The sequence below is a fragment of the Sporolactobacillus putidus genome (assembly GCF_014647035.1).
GTDB lineage: Bacteria > Bacillota > Bacilli > Bacillales > Sporolactobacillaceae > Sporolactobacillus > Sporolactobacillus putidus.
In genome coordinates, this window is record NZ_BMOK01000008.1 from 103,484 (window position 1) to 120,951 (window position 17,468).

15 protein-coding genes are annotated in these 17,468 nt (G+C 40.2%); 3 read left to right on the plus strand and 12 right to left on the minus strand.

Going from position 1 to position 17,468, the window contains the following annotated elements; translation table 11 throughout:
- Positions 1 to 46 precede the first annotated feature (46 nt).
- The 5 genes from IEX81_RS10650 to IEX81_RS10670 form a co-directional block, all read right to left on the minus strand.
- Positions 47 to 1,333 carry a class II D-tagatose-bisphosphate aldolase non-catalytic subunit gene (locus IEX81_RS10650; RefSeq protein ID WP_229727566.1) on the minus strand — a complete coding sequence of 429 codons (1,287 nt, stop codon included), beginning with the start codon at positions 1,331 to 1,333 and terminating at the stop codon, positions 47 to 49.
- Positions 1,334 to 1,350: 17 nt separating this feature from the next.
- Entirely contained in the window at positions 1,351 to 1,668 is a 318-nt protein-coding gene (locus tag IEX81_RS10655) for a PTS fructose transporter subunit IIB (protein WP_188803124.1), read from the minus strand.
- A 39-nt stretch (positions 1,669 to 1,707) separates the two neighbouring features.
- Entirely contained in the window at positions 1,708 to 2,763 is a 1,056-nt protein-coding gene (locus IEX81_RS10660) for a PTS fructose transporter subunit EIIC (protein ID WP_188803126.1), read from the minus strand.
- 19 nt (positions 2,764 to 2,782) lie between these two features.
- On the minus strand, positions 2,783 to 3,241 hold the full coding sequence (locus IEX81_RS10665) for a PTS sugar transporter subunit IIA (RefSeq protein ID WP_188803128.1): 459 nt from the start codon (positions 3,239 to 3,241) through the stop codon (positions 2,783 to 2,785).
- A gap of 630 nt (positions 3,242 to 3,871) precedes the next feature.
- Positions 3,872 to 5,860 carry a BglG family transcription antiterminator gene (locus IEX81_RS10670; RefSeq protein WP_188803130.1) on the minus strand — a complete coding sequence of 663 codons (1,989 nt, stop codon included), beginning with the start codon at positions 5,858 to 5,860 and terminating at the stop codon, positions 3,872 to 3,874.
- A gap of 376 nt (positions 5,861 to 6,236) precedes the next feature.
- Between IEX81_RS10670 and IEX81_RS10675 the strand changes: the two genes are divergently transcribed.
- Complete coding sequence (locus IEX81_RS10675; RefSeq protein ID WP_188803132.1) at positions 6,237 to 6,995, plus strand: helix-turn-helix domain-containing protein; 759 nt, start codon at positions 6,237 to 6,239, stop codon at positions 6,993 to 6,995.
- Between the two features lie 322 nt (positions 6,996 to 7,317).
- Here the strand turns inward: IEX81_RS10675 and IEX81_RS10680 are convergent, their stop codons facing one another.
- The 7 genes from IEX81_RS10680 to IEX81_RS10710 all read right to left on the minus strand — a co-directional run bounded on the left by IEX81_RS10680 (position 7,318) and on the right by IEX81_RS10710 (position 14,710).
- Positions 7,318 to 8,496 (minus strand): M20 family metallopeptidase, encoded by a 1,179-nt coding sequence (locus IEX81_RS10680; RefSeq protein ID WP_188803134.1) that lies wholly within the window; start codon positions 8,494 to 8,496, stop codon positions 7,318 to 7,320.
- 43 nt (positions 8,497 to 8,539) lie between these two features.
- Positions 8,540 to 9,565, minus strand: a complete 1,026-nt coding sequence (locus IEX81_RS10685) for an ABC transporter permease (protein WP_229727567.1) — start codon at positions 9,563 to 9,565, stop codon at positions 8,540 to 8,542.
- Positions 9,565 to 10,314, minus strand: coding sequence for an ATP-binding cassette domain-containing protein (locus tag IEX81_RS10690; protein WP_229727568.1), 750 nt, complete (start codon positions 10,312 to 10,314; stop codon positions 9,565 to 9,567). The genes IEX81_RS10685 and IEX81_RS10690 overlap by 1 nt, the downstream gene beginning before the upstream one ends.
- A 162-nt stretch (positions 10,315 to 10,476) precedes the next feature.
- Positions 10,477 to 11,454, minus strand: a complete 978-nt coding sequence (locus IEX81_RS10695; RefSeq protein ID WP_229727569.1) for an ABC transporter substrate-binding protein — start codon at positions 11,452 to 11,454, stop codon at positions 10,477 to 10,479.
- Between the two features lie 92 nt (positions 11,455 to 11,546).
- Complete coding sequence (locus tag IEX81_RS10700; protein WP_188803136.1) at positions 11,547 to 12,842, minus strand: M20 family metallopeptidase; 1,296 nt, start codon at positions 12,840 to 12,842, stop codon at positions 11,547 to 11,549.
- A gap of 6 nt (positions 12,843 to 12,848) precedes the next feature.
- Positions 12,849 to 13,589 (minus strand): glutamine amidotransferase, encoded by a 741-nt coding sequence (locus IEX81_RS10705; RefSeq protein WP_188803138.1) that lies wholly within the window; start codon positions 13,587 to 13,589, stop codon positions 12,849 to 12,851.
- A 95-nt stretch (positions 13,590 to 13,684) separates the two neighbouring features.
- Complete coding sequence (locus tag IEX81_RS10710) at positions 13,685 to 14,710, minus strand: LacI family DNA-binding transcriptional regulator (RefSeq protein ID WP_229727570.1); 1,026 nt, start codon at positions 14,708 to 14,710, stop codon at positions 13,685 to 13,687.
- Between the two features lie 409 nt (positions 14,711 to 15,119).
- Between IEX81_RS10710 and IEX81_RS10715 the strand changes: the two genes are divergently transcribed.
- The gene (locus tag IEX81_RS10715) at positions 15,120 to 16,232 is read left to right on the plus strand and encodes a BMP family lipoprotein (RefSeq protein ID WP_373292371.1); all 1,113 of its coding nucleotides are present in this window, start codon (positions 15,120 to 15,122) and stop codon (positions 16,230 to 16,232) included.
- 271 nt (positions 16,233 to 16,503) lie between these two features.
- On the plus strand, positions 16,504 to 17,442 hold the full coding sequence (locus IEX81_RS10720) for a nucleoside hydrolase (protein ID WP_188803143.1): 939 nt from the start codon (positions 16,504 to 16,506) through the stop codon (positions 17,440 to 17,442).
- Positions 17,443 to 17,468: the final 26 nt, after the last annotated feature.

The following is a 17,468-nucleotide window of genomic DNA, read 5'->3' on the forward strand; positions in this document are numbered from 1 at the left end:
GAATTCACGCTTAATCGGTTGCATGAATTCCTATAGATGATAATTTTTATTCCTTATAGTTTTTAATCCTTGTCGTTACACCGGTTAAATTATATGCTTCAACAAATTGGTCGATTGATCGTTTAATTCGATCCACTATGAAGCGATCACCGTCAATATGAGCAAACGATAAATTATCGAGCATTTTATTGATTTCCTGTTTCACCTCTTCATCGTTAAAAGTGTAATGGCCAGCATTGTCGAGAATCTTTGCAGACAGCTCTGGATCAGCTTTCACTGCTTCCACGGATATGTTTCTTTGATCTCCCTCCATCCATTTGCGCCAACGCTGGCAGTTAATAGCGTGCTCTTGAAGAACTGCTTTAGTTTTTGAAACTGAGCCTTTAATTACTCCTTGTTTCTCAAGTTCATTTTCTACCTCGGCGAGCAGAAGATAAGCGCGGGTTTCTTCAGTACCAAATTGCGGAGCAACATTTGTAGCAGCTATGCTGGCAGGAATGTGCTGTAATAATTGATAGTCATTCATGTAATCCCCATTGTGCTCTTTCAGGCCAATATCGTATTTAGATGCCAGCTGTGCCAGAGATCTTGCATTTTTAAAATCAAATTTTCCGACTTGCTCAGTATAACGGGTTAATGTCCCTGTTTGACCAACCATAAACGTGGGCATTGGTAAATTACGCTTTTTGATCTCATCTTCGAGTCTATCAAGAAATTTCACATAAGTTTCCGGAGTAGTTAAGCCCCCATTCGTTTCCTCAGTGCCCACTTCGTATCCTACAGGCCCCAGCCCTAATTCTTTTCGTTTATCTTCACAATACTGATACAAATCAACAGTAAGCTTTAAGGCCCGATCCAATGGAATGACTTTCCCTATTACAAATGGATCTTTTGTAGGATCAAGCATCAGTAAATCAAATCCCGCTTTCAGATCTTCGAGAAAAGATTGTTTCCCTAGATCCATGGCTTCTTTTTCTTGAAGATGATCGTTACGCTCCTTATCTCTCTGCCACGGGCCGCCATGATCTCGGCAAACATAATAAAGCCCGTCAAAATTCGTTTCCTCGGCTGTATCGCGAATGGCTTTCATAAATGTTTTTTGATTCCATCCATTGACATACCCGCCACCTAATTCATCTGCATCAACTTGGTTACGGCTCGCAATAAAAAGAAGTGGAAAATCTTTGTCTCTGGCCAGTTCAAAGCTTGCTCTCAATACCCGTGATGACATCGGACCTATTCCTAGAAGGGTAGCACCCTGCCCTTCTTCTGAAAGTTTTATTAGATTATGAACCATTGTTTTAATGGGCATTTTAGTCATTATTTGTGTCATTATTACATCATCCTTTATTATTTTTGATTTTCTTGGATTTCCTCAAGCTTTTTAACAATTCCATTTGCTTTTTGGATAGCTACTCCCGACATAATTTTCACAATCTTTTTCCCTTTAAAACGCTCTTCTCCCTTGATTGCTATGTCTTTTGTCAGGATCACAAAATCAGCTTTTTCCACATCTTCCGAGGTCACCTCATTTTCAATCCCGCTTGCGCCTTGAGTTTCAATTTTCACTTGATGATTTCTAGCCTCAAATGCTTTGGTCAATGCTTCCGCAGCCAGATAAGTATGAGCAACTCCAGTCGGACACGCTGAAACACCTACGACATACATATTAGTAACCCCCTTTTTATGGTAGGAAATGTTGTACTATTAGAAATTAAATTCCAAATCATCTTCCTTAATTGCCTTTTCTTCCTTCTTCTCTTTCTGATTTACAGGACGCTTAACTAAAAGGATACAAAGAGTTGTTACAACCGTACCTACAATAGCTGCGAACAAATAACCAAGCCAATTTCCGGTTACAGGTAATACAATTAATCCTCCCCATGGAGCATGATTGGTTGCATTCAACAGTATTGAGGTCACTCCGGCGGAAGCACTCCCAATCATAATGGAGGGTATGACTCTTAATGGATCGGCCGCAGCAAATGGTATGGCTCCCTCTGTAATTCCAATACATCCCATGATCAGTGCAGCTTTACCCGCCTCAATTTCTTCCTGAGTGAATTTCTTCTTTGCGATAAACGTTGCGATGGCTAAACCAAGTGGCGGTGTGCAATCAGCTACAGCAACAACCGCCATGAGCTGAGGATAAGTCGTCATTACTGCAACAGCGAAGAAGAAAGCAGTTTTATTAAATGGACCGCCCATATCAAAAGCAATCATACTTCCCAGAATGATCGCCAAAAGAACTTTTGACCCACCTTGCATTCCCAGCAGCCAATGGTTAAGAACAGCCATGAAAGATGCAATCGGGTTTGCAAGAAGAAGTAATATGATCAATCCTGAAATTAAGGAACCTAGTAAAGGAATAATAAAGATAGGCATGACCTGCCCAACATGCTTGGGCCCCTTAATCTTTTTTAGATAATAAACAACAATTCCGGCAACAATCCCGGCAATCATGCCTCCCAGGAAACCGCCCTTCGTTTGATAAGCAAGAAAAGCGGAAATCATTCCCGGACCAATACCTGGCTTTCCAACCATCGAGTAAGCAATAAATCCGCCGAGTATTGGGACATAGAGGGACATACCTGCAATACCGATAGTTGCAATGTTTCCTAAAATGCCGTTTGCAGGAACAGCTGTTTTCCCGGATAACATGACTGAGAGCGCCAGCAAAACACCACCTGCAACAACAAATGGGATCATGTAAGATACACCTGTCATCAAATGGGTTTTCATGTTTTTCAGCATTGAAATCATTTTATTTTCCTCCTATTTTTTAGGGTATTTTTATTCCCTTCTCTATCAATGAGAGGAGATTGTAAATATCGGAAGAAGACTTGCTTTTGCTGATCTTATCTCTAAACTCAGAATCAAGAAGATGTCTGCTCAGATCAGCCAATATTTTTAGGTGTAACGTTGATTTTTGGCTCTTAGGCACACCAATCATAAATACCATTGAAACCGGGGTTTTTTCAGGACCCCATAAAATTTCTTGTAAGGGTTTACAAAACCCTAAAAAAGAAGACTTAACTGCATCCGTTTCTCCATGTGGAATGGCGACTCCATAACCAAAGGCTGTAGAAAATTCCTTTTCTCGTCTTAACACTGCGGCGACAAACTCATTGACATCCTCGAGGCACCCCGTTTTAAAAGCTTGTTGTGCCAATACAGTAATTAAATCTAGTTCATTATTAGCGTGAACATCTGTCAGAATCATATTTTTTTCTATTAGCATTTGGACCGCCTCTCATTACAATTTAAATCTTGACTTATTGCCAATAACCCTTAACTGTTCACTATTCTGCATCTGAACATAACTTTTCTTAACTTCCTCCTCCCCGGCGCCTAAGTTCTTTTTACAATTCAAAGTATAAAAAGTGTATACGCTTACGTAAATATCAAGTTTATTCATGATGTCAACTGAAATCTTAGAACACACTTAAGAGATCTTTAATAATGTTTTTATCTGCTTTCGTAAAATAGGAGTAAGCCTTTATTAAGACTATCTATAATATTGGAGTATGGAGTATTTCAATTCTATGAGGATAAAGGGCTGAAGGGGAGAAAAGTAATTTAGACAAGAGGAGACCGCTCTCAAAGTTATTTACTTTATCGATATGGGCAGAAAAAACTTCGATCATAATTTGTCAAATGCAAGTGAAACTAAGGTTTAACTTATGGTTTTGCTGTATAATATCCTGAAAATATTGGAGAATCGAATAAGCTCCTGAAATCCGTGATAAGACACACATTCATTCCACTCAACTTGACAATAAATTCGTAATTGAAATCTGACCATCTGCTTTCTCTATTCACCAACATTTCAGGATGATTATCAACCTAGTTTGCAGAAATTATCAAACGATTAATTTTTTCCAAGGATGTTCATGACTTCTGTTTTTGAACTTGCCTTCATCAGTTCATCCAATACCGGTTTTGAATCAAAAAGCTTGTATAAGTCAGCCATTATAGCTTTCGTTTCTTTTTTTTCATCAATTCTCATAGCAATGAGAATGACTAGTGATACTTTGTTTTTTCCCCAATAAATTGGAGTAGACAGTGTGGCAACGGCAACCACCGACTGATTAACATATTTACCCTGACCGTGCGGTATCGCAACATTATTTCCCAAATCAGTAGTTGCGACCTTCTCACGATCCTTAACTGAATCAGCAAACTGCGAGGATACATACCCGTTTTTTTTCATTTTTAACGAGATAAAATCAATGATGTCATCTTTATTTTCCAGGCTTAAATTTGCAAAAATCAATTCTTCCTTCACTACAGTAGATAAGTGATGAAAATGAGTGAACTCCTTTTTGTTCTTGAAAATATATTCCAGATAAAAATTATTAATAATTTTTGCATCTGTCATTCCCATCATCGGCGAGACAACAACCACCGGTTTCGGTATATTCTTTTTCAACGGAACAGTGGAAATGATAAAATCAATATTTTTTAAATCTGCATTATTAATATTTCTTAAGGAACAAACTCCAACTATTTCCAGACTCGGCATCAGTCTTTTGATCCGGTTAGCAACGAGCTCTGAAGTTCCAATGCCTCCGGGGCAGACAACCATAATTTTGGTAGATGTACTATTTCTTTCAAGAGCTGCCTGAAAATGAACCATAAGAAATCCAATTTCGTTTTCATTTATCTTCAGATGTGTCTCATTCTCTATAAAAGTCCCTAAAAAGCTAGTAAGGCCAAACATTGGAGAATATTGTTCTTTAATTTGTTCTAAGAGTGGATTTTTTATAACGATGCCATATTTCATTCTGTTAAGCATAGGTTCCAAATGAACTAACAAACCTTTGTAAAGAATAGGATCGTGATCCAGGTTAATTTTCAGAGTGTCGCTGGCCAGCCAGCAAAGCTTAAGAGCCAGCCGCTGAACGTCAGAATTATACTCCCTGACATTACCGCTGCCAATATCTTCATCAATTCCTGTCCCCATAATGCAACGATTTAAATATTGTACCTCCCCCTCACTTATATTTTGATTTGTTTTATTACCATATTTTTCAAGTGCTTCCTTTGCAACAACGTAAGTTTTTAAAATATGCAGATTGCGAATTAAATGATCTTCATCAAAAATTAGTTTTAATAAATGCCCCATTGCTTGGCGTTCCAGCATCACAGCAATCCAAATCATCATATTGATATAATAGCTGTCATTAAAGCGACAATTTAACTCCTTTTCAATAAAGCTAATCATTTTTTCAGCCTGGTTAACTCTATCCTTGGATAAAAAATAAGTAATTGTATTAAGAATCTGCTCATATTTTTCCTTATCAACGTTTTTGTTTAGTTCCGCTGAATCAGTTAAGCGATCAATTTTTTCCTGAATTAATGCCGCCATTGCTTTTCGTATGGACAATTCGTTCCCTTTAATTGATGTACCATGTTTATCCTTAATCAGATTAATTTGAAACTGGGAGAGCCATCTCTCAACTTCTTGCATGTCGTTTGTAATCGAACTTATACTGACAAAAAAATGATCTGACAGTTTTCTGAAATTGGTTGCGCTTTCATTTTTTATCAGCCAAGAAATGATCGTCTCTCTTCTTTCGATTGTCGAATTGTTGCTTGCACAATTTTCGCTGGAAATAGAGGACATAAGCATTAGTTTTTCCTTCTGACCACCATCTAATCGAATACCAACCCCTCTTTTTTTTATAATTTCAATATTATATTTACTTTTCAAATAGTCATCTATTATCTGTATTTCAGAATGGACAGTCCTTCCTGAAATACCCATCTGATTTGCATAATAATCAGTAGTTTTATAATCCTCCTCACTGTTCAGCAGTTTCAGTAAATGAGCTTGTCTTGAAGTCAAAATAACCATTTTTATATCACTTCTTTCTTAGGTCACTCCTCATCAAATTTATCATAACGCTCAGCAGGATCTTGATATATACCAAAATTCTTCCACTGTACAATGGAAAAATTAATACAAATTTATTATATTAATTTATGCAAAAACTGAGCTGTGATTAAATACCCGCTCAGTATTGGCACAGTTAGAATGAATGTGTCATGGAATGGCAAATTGAGCTTCTCTTTTTTCTTTTAGTGTCTGCGTCCACGTTTATTGCTATTTTTAGCACGTATTTTTCTTAAATAAATGAATATCATATTAATGATAACATAATAACGATAATTAACGATATGTACATTTGATTAATATTAATATAAAATGGAGGAAGAAGGAGATGAAAATCATGAGTCAATCCGTATTGGAATTAACCAAAAAAAGTATTGATGAGGGGTTTCAAAATCATAACAATCAAATTATCGAAAAGGAAACGGATTACATTATAGGAAAAATATTGTCTACTTTTCTTAGCTTATTTTCTGATAAAGTAAGCGGAATTTCTCTTGGAAAACCTACTATAAATTTTGATTCTTCTCAATTACTTACAGATAAGCATAAAAAAGAGTTGAAAAAATGGCTCAATCGAATTAATATGGGACCAGAAATCTCCGACCTTGATTTTGGAAAATTAAAGGTAGATTTTGAAAACTGGTATATAAAAATAGGTGGAGAATCAATCTGCTTTCAATACAAGGAGTCTTATCTTTTGACACCTCAGGAAGCCGCTGATCGTTTAGGCGTTTCCAAAGTCACTCTGAACAAATATATCAAACAAGGATTCGAATGCGTAAAAACCACTTCACATCATAAAATACCAAAACATATGGTTGAATTATGGAAAGACCCGGTCTATGCGATTCGGTGTCAATTGCTTTTTCAGAATGAAAAGATAAGTCGGCAGAAGCCTGATGAACGTCTGTCTGAGATTAACGAAGAAATAACCGAATTTCAGATAAAATACGGTGCCGCAGCTTTCAACGAAGCATTTAAAAATTACAATGGCGATGAAACGGACGACCCAACAGATTACTACCGCTGGCGCGACCTTGAAGAAGAAAGGAACGGGATTATTCACTCGTTAAGCGAACATAAAAATGAATGGTGATAAGTTTCTTCCGGCTGATATTGATGATCTGCTCGACAAATATGGAGACCTTTTGCAATCTTATCCTAATTTACCAGGTCACAAATCCATTTTTCCGAGTTTAGAAGAACGAATAAAAGGCTTGAAGTTCTTTTCCATGTTTGCACTGTGAACAAACTAATTAATAACATATTATAGGCGTCATTTTCTGAAAAATAATTGATTTTGTCATATTTTCTGACATGGCTTTTTCAATCTACCCTATCCATCGCAATAATAAAGAAAGCCCAAATGAATGTTTCTTCCACTCAGACTTTCTTAGCGTTTGTTAATGAACTTTAATCTATGCTCCTAAATAATGAACAGCTAACGCAATATAATATCGAATTGAATCAATAAAGTTTCTGAGATCTACCCATTCATTGGGCTGATGAGCCATAACCGGATTGCCGGGGCCAAAAATAAGAATGGGTATGTTTTTATTCTCAGTGGTAAAAATTGATCCGTCAGAGTAATAATTTGCTCCGCCGAAAATAGGTTTTTTATCTAGAACTTCCTGTAAAGTATCCGCGGATACTTTGATAAAAGGATCCTCTCTTGATGTGCTGACAGGAAGCATGTTGTTCAGTACATTAACCTTATATGTAATTCCCATAGGATCAGAGATGGCCGCTAAAATCGTCTTTACTTGATGTAAAATTCCATCACGTTCCTGACCGGGAACCATCCGAATATCAATGGTTAACTGACAACGATCAGCGACCATGTTAGGCGCTGTTCCGCCGTTGATTAGACCTAAATTCAGGGTGGATTTTCCCAGAATTTCATGATTGGGAAGATCTATTTCACCAAGTTTTTGCACAAAGACGTGCATTGCCGATATGGCATTAACACCATTCTCCGGCCATCCGGCATGGGCGGTCTTTCCGTTAATGATGATTTCCAGCCATAGAACACCCTTGTGTGCAATAAGCAGTTCGTTATTTGTCGGTTCGCCGATAACCATTGCTGTTGCATTCTTTATTATCCCTTCTCTCAGGACAGAACGGGCACCTCTGCCATCGACCTCTTCTCCCGCGGTTCCAAGAAAAGATAAATTTCCTTTTAATCTCACACCTGATTTTTGAATCGTTTCCAGGGCGAGAATCATTGCGGCCGCGCCGCTCTTCATATCTGATGAACCGCGTCCATACAATCTATCGCCATCTTGATCAGCACTCCAGGGATCATGCTCCCATTTTCCATTTCCAATCGGAACTGTATCCAAATGCCCGCTTAACACAAGATTCCTGTTTTCTTTCTCTGTTCGATTAGACGCGCCTTCAACAAAAAGATTCGATCTGCCCGGCTCGAAGGTAAACAGACTGGCTTTTAAACCGGCTTTCTCTGACCTTTCCTTGATTAACTCAGCTACTTTTTTTTCGCTTCCTGGAGGATTGACACTGTTTAACCGGATTAAGGATTTAAGAAATAAAACCGCGTCATCTTCATCAATTAAGCGATATATGTCTTCAATACTCAATAATGCCACTCTCCTTAGGTTTTGACATAAACTATGGGTTTCACTAATTTCTTTTCTTGTTTCTTCCGAAAAAGTAAGTATTGACAATGACAGCAAAGAGAAGTACGGCCCCTTGAATAATTTGAATGATATACGGAGATACATTCATAAGCGTTAGTCCGTTATTGATGATGCCAATCAGAAATACGCCAATGACCGAGCCAAGCATGGTTCCGATTCCGCCAAAAAGCGATGTGCCGCCAAGCACAACAGCAGCAATAACATCCATTTCAAAGCCCGTCCCAACATTTGATGATCCGGATCCCAGGCGCGTGGCAATAATGATTCCCGCAAATGCCGCAATCATACCGCTGAACATGTAAGTGAAGAGCTTTATTTTTTTGATATTGACGCCTGCACGTCTTACGGATTCTTCATTTGCGCCAATACCGATAATATAAGTACCAAACCTGGTCTGAGTGAGGATAATCCAGCCAATAATGATAATTAAAATGGCAATAATGGCTGAAACAGGAATAGTGAAGAGCTCTCCGCCGCCCAAAGACATTAACCAGCTGCTTCCACTAATACTGATCGAGTAACCACCTGTGATCAAGAGTGCACAACCTTCAACGTAGATCATGGAAGCGAGGGTCACAATAAACGGCGGTATTCTGAGATAAGAGATAATGTAGCCGTTCAGTAATCCGACAGCCGCTCCAACGATCAGAACAAATACAAAAGCGAAGAAGCTGTCCCATCTCGCACTTAATAAAACGGCAATTAAGGCGCTGGCAAGGGATAATATCGACCCAACCGAGAGGTCAATCCCACTTGTTGTGATCACAAGCGTCATGATAACTACCACGATAAGATTTGGCGCCAGCTGTTGAAGAAGATTCAGCATATTTCCCGTAGTGAAAAAAGAACTGGTTGAAAAAGAAAAGAATACGGATAACAAAATAAGCACTGAAAATATTCCAATAAGTTGTTTATTATTAGAAAGCCATTGTGTTGTTTTTGCCGAAGTTATTCGTTCCGGTTTAAATGGCTTCTTTTCCGTTTTCATAGTTCCATCAGCCTGAGTCATTATTTAGCCTCCTTTACTTCACCCGTTATTGAATTAATCAGACTATCCATGGTAAAATCCTTAATCAACCGGTTATCAATAATTTTTCCTTCATATAAAACGGTAATCCGATCACATACCTCAAAAAGATCCTGCAACCGATGCGTGATTAAAATGACGCTGACACCTGTTTCTTTCACTTTTTTGATCAGATTTAAAACCATTCTTACTTCTTTAACACCCAATGCGGCCGTCGGTTCATCCATGATCAAGACTTTAGGCTGATAAGTAACGGCTCTGGCAATGGCTACAGACTGTCTCTGCCCGCCGGACAGATTTTCTACCGCTGAATATGTGGAAGGGATCACCACACCCAACCGATCGAGCTCCTCTTTGGCAAGAGCATGCATTTTCTTCTTATCAATTAAACGATGGAAAAAATGCACAGGTTCTCTCCCTAAAAACAAGTTGCTCGCAACATCCAAAGTGTCGCACAAAGCGAGATCCTGAAAAACAGTTTCTATCTGAAGTTTCTTCGCTTCCAATGGATTATGAATGGTTATAGGGTTTCCTTCAAATACGATTGAACCGCTGTCCGGAACATGAACACCACTTAACACTTTCATCAAGGTTGACTTTCCTGCTCCATTATCTCCGACTAACCCCAGAACTTCCCCGGGGTATAACTCGAGATTAACGCCTCTCAACGATTGAATACTCCCAAAAGATATCTTAATATCCTTCATCGCTATTCTTGGAATATCGTTCATGGACTCTCTCCCTTTCTTAAGTAGTCAATCACTTCACATCTTAAATTTAACGAATTTAATCGCTCGTGAAATCATGAGTCTAATAATTTAGGTGTTAATCAATGATTAACACCTAATCAACAACAATTATTGATTTCAATGTTCTTTAAAAATTATTTTCTATTACTTAAACAGACTTCTGAACTGGTCGACATTGCTTTTTGTCACAATCGTAACCGGTGCGTTGATCGTCTTCGGTACAGCCTGCTTCTTCGCCAATTTCACAGCTGCCTTTACCCCTTCGCTGCCGAATTGTTCCGGATGCTGCTGAACAACCGCTTTGACCCATCCCTGATCAATGCCGTCAATCGCCTGTTTTGAAAGGTCCCACCCGAACACGGCAATCTTGTTCTCTATATGCTGCGATTTAACAGCTGCCGCTAGGCCAATCAGTGCAGGCTCTCCCGTCGCAAAAGCCGTATTCATTTCAGGATGTCCAATCATTTGATTTTGGGCTGCATTCATTGCCGTTTGCTGCACATTTTTCCCATCGACAATGTTAACTATTTTCAAACCTGGTGTTTTCTTTACGGTGTTCAAAAAAGCATTCTGACGGTTAACCTGAATAAATGAATTCAGCGCGCCTACGACACCCATACGTACGGGTTCTTTCATATTTTTCTTAACATAACTGTTAAAATATTCTCCAAGTTGTTCACTGCTTTTCGCATTATCAACGCCAATTTGTGTGCTGACCGCTTTGCTATTTACGATGGCATCAATCGATATAACAGGAATCTTTGCCTTTGCGGCTTTTTCCATAGCCGGGATAACACCTTTTACATCAATGGAATCGACAATAATCGCATTCACGCCTTGATTAACCAGATCCTCGATGTCATTACTCTGTTTTACAGGATCATTATTCGGGTTATCAACAATTAAATTGACGCCAAGGCTCTTTGCTTCTTGCTGGGCGCCCTTAATGGACTCCGTAAAGAAATAGGCTTCTGTATTAACTGTTACAAGACCAATCGTTATTTTTTTACCGCTGCTGCCTGAACCAGATGATCCGCTGTTCGAAGAACACCCGGCCAAAACCATCAGTACTCCCAACATGACCAAAAGAAGTGCTTTTGCTTTGCTTTTCATAAAAACCATGCCAACCCCTCCTGATATTCATAAAATTCAAATCCATGAATGTGATTTGTTCACTTTAAGTTCCCGCTGTCATTGATCACAGCTCAATAACGTTACACGGGACGTCCATTCTGTTCTGTCCCACACCATGACAGAATAAAATTTGTATAGATCTCTATTAGTGAGATGAATTGCGAAACAGGAACGGTTTCATTCACGCAATGGCAGTGTTGCGGATTTCCACAACCAAGGATAATCGTTGGTGTTTGTCCAAATTCTGATAGCGTTCTTGCATCGCACCCTGCGGGCATGCCTTCTATTACTGCCTCATCAAGAACGTTATTCAAAGTTTGTTTCATTTTTTGAACCAGTGGATGGTCTAAAGACGTCTCAAAAGGAAAACCTTCCTGATAAATACTTATTTGAGGCGGATTGATTTTTAACCATGGATCACTTTGTGAGACCAAATGAACAACCTCGGCTACTTCATTCTCTACCCTGTCTCTAGTCACTTCCTTTGCCTCATTTTTCTCCGGATGATAATGCAGGCAAAATCTCATAGTGCAAGAATTCGGAACGACCGAACCTGCAACACCTCCTTCAATAACCCCTAAATTAATCGTTGGACCGGGTAAAAGCGGATGTCTTCGCGTCATCAGCCATTGCCGTTCAAGCTCTTTTAATTCATGGTAGATCTTTAATGCTTTATCAATCGCATTTATCCCCTCCCATAATTGGCTGGAATGAAGACTTTTCCCGGACACTTTAATTTCATGAAAAAGGAATCCCATATGAGCGGTTTGCAGATGTAATTGCGTGGGTTCTCCTACAATGGCTCCGTCTGCCCTGTACCCTCTTTCAACACAGGCCATTGTTCCGTTACCGCCGCCTTCTTCATCAACAACGGATTGAATAATCAAATCTCCCTTAAGGCGAACGCCTAAGTTATGAATCACCTCAGCCGCCAAAATCATCGCGGATAAAGAGGCTTTCATATCGGTGGCACCCAAACCAAACATTTCACCACCCAGTACCTCGCCCAGAAAGGGATCTTTTGTCCACTGCGATGGATCACCATAGGGCATCGTATCAATATGGCCATTTAATATGAGCGATCTTCCTCCGCCTGATCCCTTCAGCACACCCACAACGTTTGGCCGATTTTCATTTTGATGTCCTAGATTGGCTCCTGGAAATTTCTTGATCTTATCATCTTCAACATCAAATTCATCAACGTCAAAGTTTAAATCGAGAAGTTTCTGCTTGACAATTTTCTGGCCGAATCGTTCATTTCCACCAAGAATGCCCTGCCCTTTAACCTGAGTATCCGTTTTGATCATCAGAGACAGAAAGTCAATGAATTTTTCTTTCTGTTCCAAAATAGATTTTCTAACATTTAACTCTGCCATTTTCATTCAGCTCTTTCTTGAAATGGATTGTAAAATGTGAGTCCACAGAGGTTTGTAATGCTCCCAATCGACAAATTCCTTCGACCCCCAATGCGGGGCGCAGTCGCTGGCAAAACAGGCTGTCTTTCCTTTTCCATAAAGACCGGTAACGATGAAGGGATCGTTTTGGATCGTTGCTAAAACATCTGCGCCTGCTTTAGCAGCAAATTGGTTATACCCCAGAAAAGGAGGCCAATCAGTCAAATCTTTTGTGATCGTATCCTCTTTAATGGTTACTGGGCGAACCCCTTGAGGCATCTCAATACGATCATCCGTATCTGAAAGATCCACCGGGAGAACATCAGCAAGTACCGTGTTCTTGTAATTGGCTTTGCCTTCTATCCCTGTAAAAGAAAGGTAGCCACCGATCATCAGGAGTCCGCCGCCATCCCTGACAAATTCTTTGATCAGTTCTAAAGCGTTTGGAACGATTTTCATTTCATAAAATGTTTCATTCCTGAGCAGAAAGGTATTGCTGCCAATGTCGCTCAACACAATGGCATCATACTTTTCAAGCTCTTCCGTTGATTTTGGAAATCTGACCTGTACTTCATGAGAAGGAAGATAGTCAACATCGATGCCTGAATCTCTCAAACACTGGAGTAAATAGGTCGCTCCTTCTTCGTATTTTGTCGAAGTAAAACTGTCATATCCCTTTGTGTGAATCATATGTATAACCCAAGACTCGCCAACGAATAATAGCTTCATGTTTTTCATCCCTTTATATTTTTAACACGTATATTAATTTTGAATATTTCAATAACAATTGACGTTGATGGACTTCGTGGACTCAGGTCGTCCGCTCAGTCCCCGTCGGAAAATGACTTTTTCTGATCACTTCGATTCACTTTTCGCGTGGATTCCCGAATTTGAAGCTTTGTCTTTAGTTCAATAGATTCTTTCCCGTAAAAAGGATGATTGATCCTGAAAATAAGTTTTTCTGCCGCAAGCTCTCCCATTCTGTAAATCGGCTGTTCAATGGTAGTTAACTCCGGATTAGTAACCTGGGTCATAAAAATACCGTCAAATCCGCAAACCGCAATGTCTTCCGGAACCTTAATCTTAAGCTGGTTTAATTTTTTTAATACCCCTATCGCCATCAAATCGTTACCTGCGAAAATCCCATCTATATCAGGATATTGAGTCAAGAGATTTTGTACGGTTTCGGCACCTCCATTGATCGTAAAGTCGCCGGGTACCAAAATTTCAGATAAACCCGAAGTGTCTCTGATCACCGCTTTATAGCCTTCTAATCGCTCTTTAGCGGTAGAATCGTATTGAGGTCCATAAATATGAGCAATTTTCCGACAGCCAATCGACACTAAGTGACGGGTAGCAGTCATGGCTCCATCGTAGTTGTCCACCTTGATGGTACAGGCATTTTCGATATCATTATCCATTTCAAGCACGACCATGGGTGTGTTTTCCTGCTCCTTTAATATCTCAATATCAATATCATGCGAAGCAATGATGACACCATCAATGTATTTATTTTTCAGCAGTTTGACGTAATCATCATTGTGATTGTCCATTCCTTTTGTATTTCCGAGCAAAAATGAATAACCATTTAAATAAGCGGCCTTTTCAGCCCCTTTCGCAAGCTCAGGGAAGAACGGATTGGTGATGTCGGTGACGATTAAGGCAAGGGTTTTCGATGTTTTTTTTGCCAAACCTCTGGCAATCTGATTAGGTTCGTACCCCATATCATGTATGACTTTTTCAATCTTTTCTTTTTTTTCTTCACTGACATATCCCTTATTGTTTAAGACTCGTGATACGGTTGCAGCAGACACACCTGCAGATTTGGCGACATCTCTTATCGTTGACAATATCTCACCTCCCTAGCGTTATGATTAAGATTCTAAAACCGGTTTCACATTGCACATAAAACTAAAATCGGTTTCACACAGATAACAAATCTAGCACGATTACTCATGTATTCTATTGATTAATAATCTAAAACCGGTTTCACATTTTTTAAAAATCTATGATGTATTTAGATTAATTTGTTTGTATTGAATTGTCAATCAATAATTACGAAATAATTTTGTTTGGATAAATGAAATTTCCAAAAAAATTATTCATTTTTACTGCCGTACCAATATTTATCGTTGGTCATTGGCAACCAAAAGATTAGCTGAAAAGCGAACATTACATAACCAACTAACTTTTAATATTCGTCATTTATTTAAAAACCTGTTCCCTTTTATTAATGAATAAGCTATAGTATTTCTGTTGATGTTAATTTACGAATCAGGGGGTTGTTTTGTGTTAAAGAAAAAGATGGCAGTATTGGTCTCATGTGTTGTTATTCTTGCAGGCATTCTATCAGGCTGCGGGAATAACGGAAGTGCAGGAAGTTCCAAGGCAAGCACTTATAAAGTTGCGATGGTTACTGGTGTTGGCGGCGTGAACGACAAATCGTTCAATCAGTCATCGTGGGAAGGTTTGACAAAGTTTGCCAAAGATAACGAATTAAAGACTGGTTCTGACGTAAAGTACCTGGAGTCTCAGCAGCCGACTGATTTTGCGCCGAACCTGAATTCATTGATTCAACAAAAATACAATCTGATTGTTGCGATCGGTTTTCAGATGCAGACGGATCTTCAGAATATTGCCCAGCAGCATCAGGATCAGCATTTTGCTTTGATTGACAGTGTGGCGGTCGATAAAAATAACAAGCCGCTGAAGAACGTAGCCAACCTTACTTTTAAAGAACAGCAAGGTTCATTTCTGGTCGGCGTTGTTGCCGGGCTGACGACAAAAACTAATAAGGTTGGATTCGTCGGCGGCATCAATTCGGATCTGATTAAGAAATTTGAAAGCGGGTTTAAGGCCGGCGTCAAGACAGTCAATCCGAATGCGCAGATTTTCGTACAGTATGCCGGGGACTTCAACGCACCGGACAAAGGGCAGAACATTGCGGCTACACTTTACGGCAAAGGTGCCGACATCATTTACGCAGCGGCCGGCAATACAGGAAACGGCGTATTTACCGAGGCTAAGTCGAGAGCGAAAAGCGGCCAGAAAGTTTGGGTTATTGGTGTGGACAAGGATCAATATGATGAAGGGCTTCCAGAAAATGTAACACTGACTTCCATGGTGAAACGCGTCGACCAAGCTATTTATGACGCATCTGCTAAGGCAAAAGCCGGAAAATTCCCGGGCGGCCAGGTGCTTCAATACGGGTTGAAAGAAAACGGCGTCGGCATCGCTCCGACAATAAAAAATGTCAGCGCGTCCGTACTGGATCAAGTCAAGAAGTATCAGCAAAAGATCATTGACGGCAGCATCGTCGTGCCGACAACCGATAAAGAATATAGCACTTATCTGGCTTCTCTATCAAAATAATCAAAGCTAGGCGGGACAAGATTTCAGGACAGCTGACCTTTAGCCGGTCCCCTGCCTGCTTATTAGAAAACTTGGCGAAGCCAAGCCCTGGCGCAGGCTGAGTCCTAGCTGCCCTTATACTATAATCCTTAAAATTTTTATACTTTCCTATAGTGTAAAAAAAGAACGGTGGACGGGAAACGCACATTTTTGTCCACCGTTTGTTTTTTATTCATCACACCCGGAGCAATCCATCTTGAAACATCTAAATCTACCTACAGGAGAGAACAGAATGGACAAAAAAGCACTCTACTTTATTCACGATGCGGACGTGGATGACCTTGTGTCGCTTTTTCTGCTGACGCAAATGGAAAATATCAGCTTAAGCGGCGTTTCCGTCATCCCGGCCGACGGTTATCTGACGCCCGGCATTGAGGCGAGCCGGAAAATAATTGATCGTTTCGGAAGGGAAACAGTCGAAGTGGCCCGTTCTAATTCCCGGGGAATGAATCCTTTTCCAAAGGAATGGCGGATGCGCTCTTTCTATGTCAATGCACTCCCTATTCTGAATGAATCGGGAGACATGAAAACACCTGTAAGCGCACTTCACGGACATGAACACCTGATTCAACAAGCGAGGAATGCCGACGAGCCGCTGACGATTCTCTGCACCGGCCCGCTTTCGGACGTCGCACGCGCGCTTGATCAGGCACCTGATATTGAAGAGAAAATTGATCAACTGATTTGGATGGGCGGCACATTAAATCCGATCGGCAACGTTCAGGAGCCTGAGCATGACGGTTCGGCCGAATGGAACGCCTTCTGGGATCCGGAGGCTGTCGCGAGAGTCTGGCAGAGCAGCCTGAACATCCGGATGGTGGCTCTCGAAAGCACCAATCAGGTCCCGCTGACGATCCCGATCCGCAACCACTGGGCTTCATTGCGCAAATATGACGGACTTGATTTTATCGGACAGTGCTACGCCTCCGTTCCGCCTCTTGTCCACTTTGAAAATAACGCGACTTACTATCTATGGGATGTTCTGACCACCATGGCCTCGGGAAACCCGGATCTGGTCAAAACAAAGAAAGTCCTAACCAAGGTTCATGTAGAAGAACCCAGCCAGGGCAAAATCGAGGCTGCTGAAGACGGCCGCCCGGTCGAAGTAGTTTATGACGTTGACAGGGAAGCTTTCTTTGAATCGATTATCGATTTAGCCAAAAAAGCTTGAACTGCCCAAACAGCCATCTGAAAATA

Excerpts from the sequence above, each read along its gene's own strand:
- IEX81_RS10650 (WP_229727566.1), bottom strand. The coding sequence starts at position 1,333 with ATGACACAAATAATGACTAAAATGCCCATTAAAACAATGGTTCATAAT.
- IEX81_RS10655 (WP_188803124.1), bottom strand. The coding sequence starts at position 1,668 with ATGTATGTCGTAGGTGTTTCAGCGTGTCCGACTGGAGTTGCTCATACT.
- IEX81_RS10660 (WP_188803126.1), bottom strand. The coding sequence starts at position 2,763 with ATGATTTCAATGCTGAAAAACATGAAAACCCATTTGATGACAGGTGTA.
- IEX81_RS10665 (WP_188803128.1), bottom strand. The coding sequence starts at position 3,241 with ATGCTAATAGAAAAAAATATGATTCTGACAGATGTTCACGCTAATAAT.
- IEX81_RS10670 (WP_188803130.1), bottom strand. The coding sequence starts at position 5,860 with ATGGTTATTTTGACTTCAAGACAAGCTCATTTACTGAAACTGCTGAAC.
- IEX81_RS10675 (WP_188803132.1), top strand. The coding sequence starts at position 6,237 with ATGAGTCAATCCGTATTGGAATTAACCAAAAAAAGTATTGATGAGGGG.
- IEX81_RS10685 (WP_229727567.1), bottom strand. The coding sequence starts at position 9,565 with ATGACTCAGGCTGATGGAACTATGAAAACGGAAAAGAAGCCATTTAAA.
- IEX81_RS10690 (WP_229727568.1), bottom strand. The coding sequence starts at position 10,314 with ATGAACGATATTCCAAGAATAGCGATGAAGGATATTAAGATATCTTTT.
- IEX81_RS10695 (WP_229727569.1), bottom strand. The coding sequence starts at position 11,454 with ATGGTTTTTATGAAAAGCAAAGCAAAAGCACTTCTTTTGGTCATGTTG.
- IEX81_RS10700 (WP_188803136.1), bottom strand. The coding sequence starts at position 12,842 with ATGGCAGAGTTAAATGTTAGAAAATCTATTTTGGAACAGAAAGAAAAA.
- IEX81_RS10705 (WP_188803138.1), bottom strand. The coding sequence starts at position 13,589 with ATGAAGCTATTATTCGTTGGCGAGTCTTGGGTTATACATATGATTCAC.
- IEX81_RS10715 (WP_373292371.1), top strand. The coding sequence starts at position 15,120 with ATGTTAATTTACGAATCAGGGGGTTGTTTTGTGTTAAAGAAAAAGATG.
- IEX81_RS10720 (WP_188803143.1), top strand. The coding sequence starts at position 16,504 with ATGGACAAAAAAGCACTCTACTTTATTCACGATGCGGACGTGGATGAC.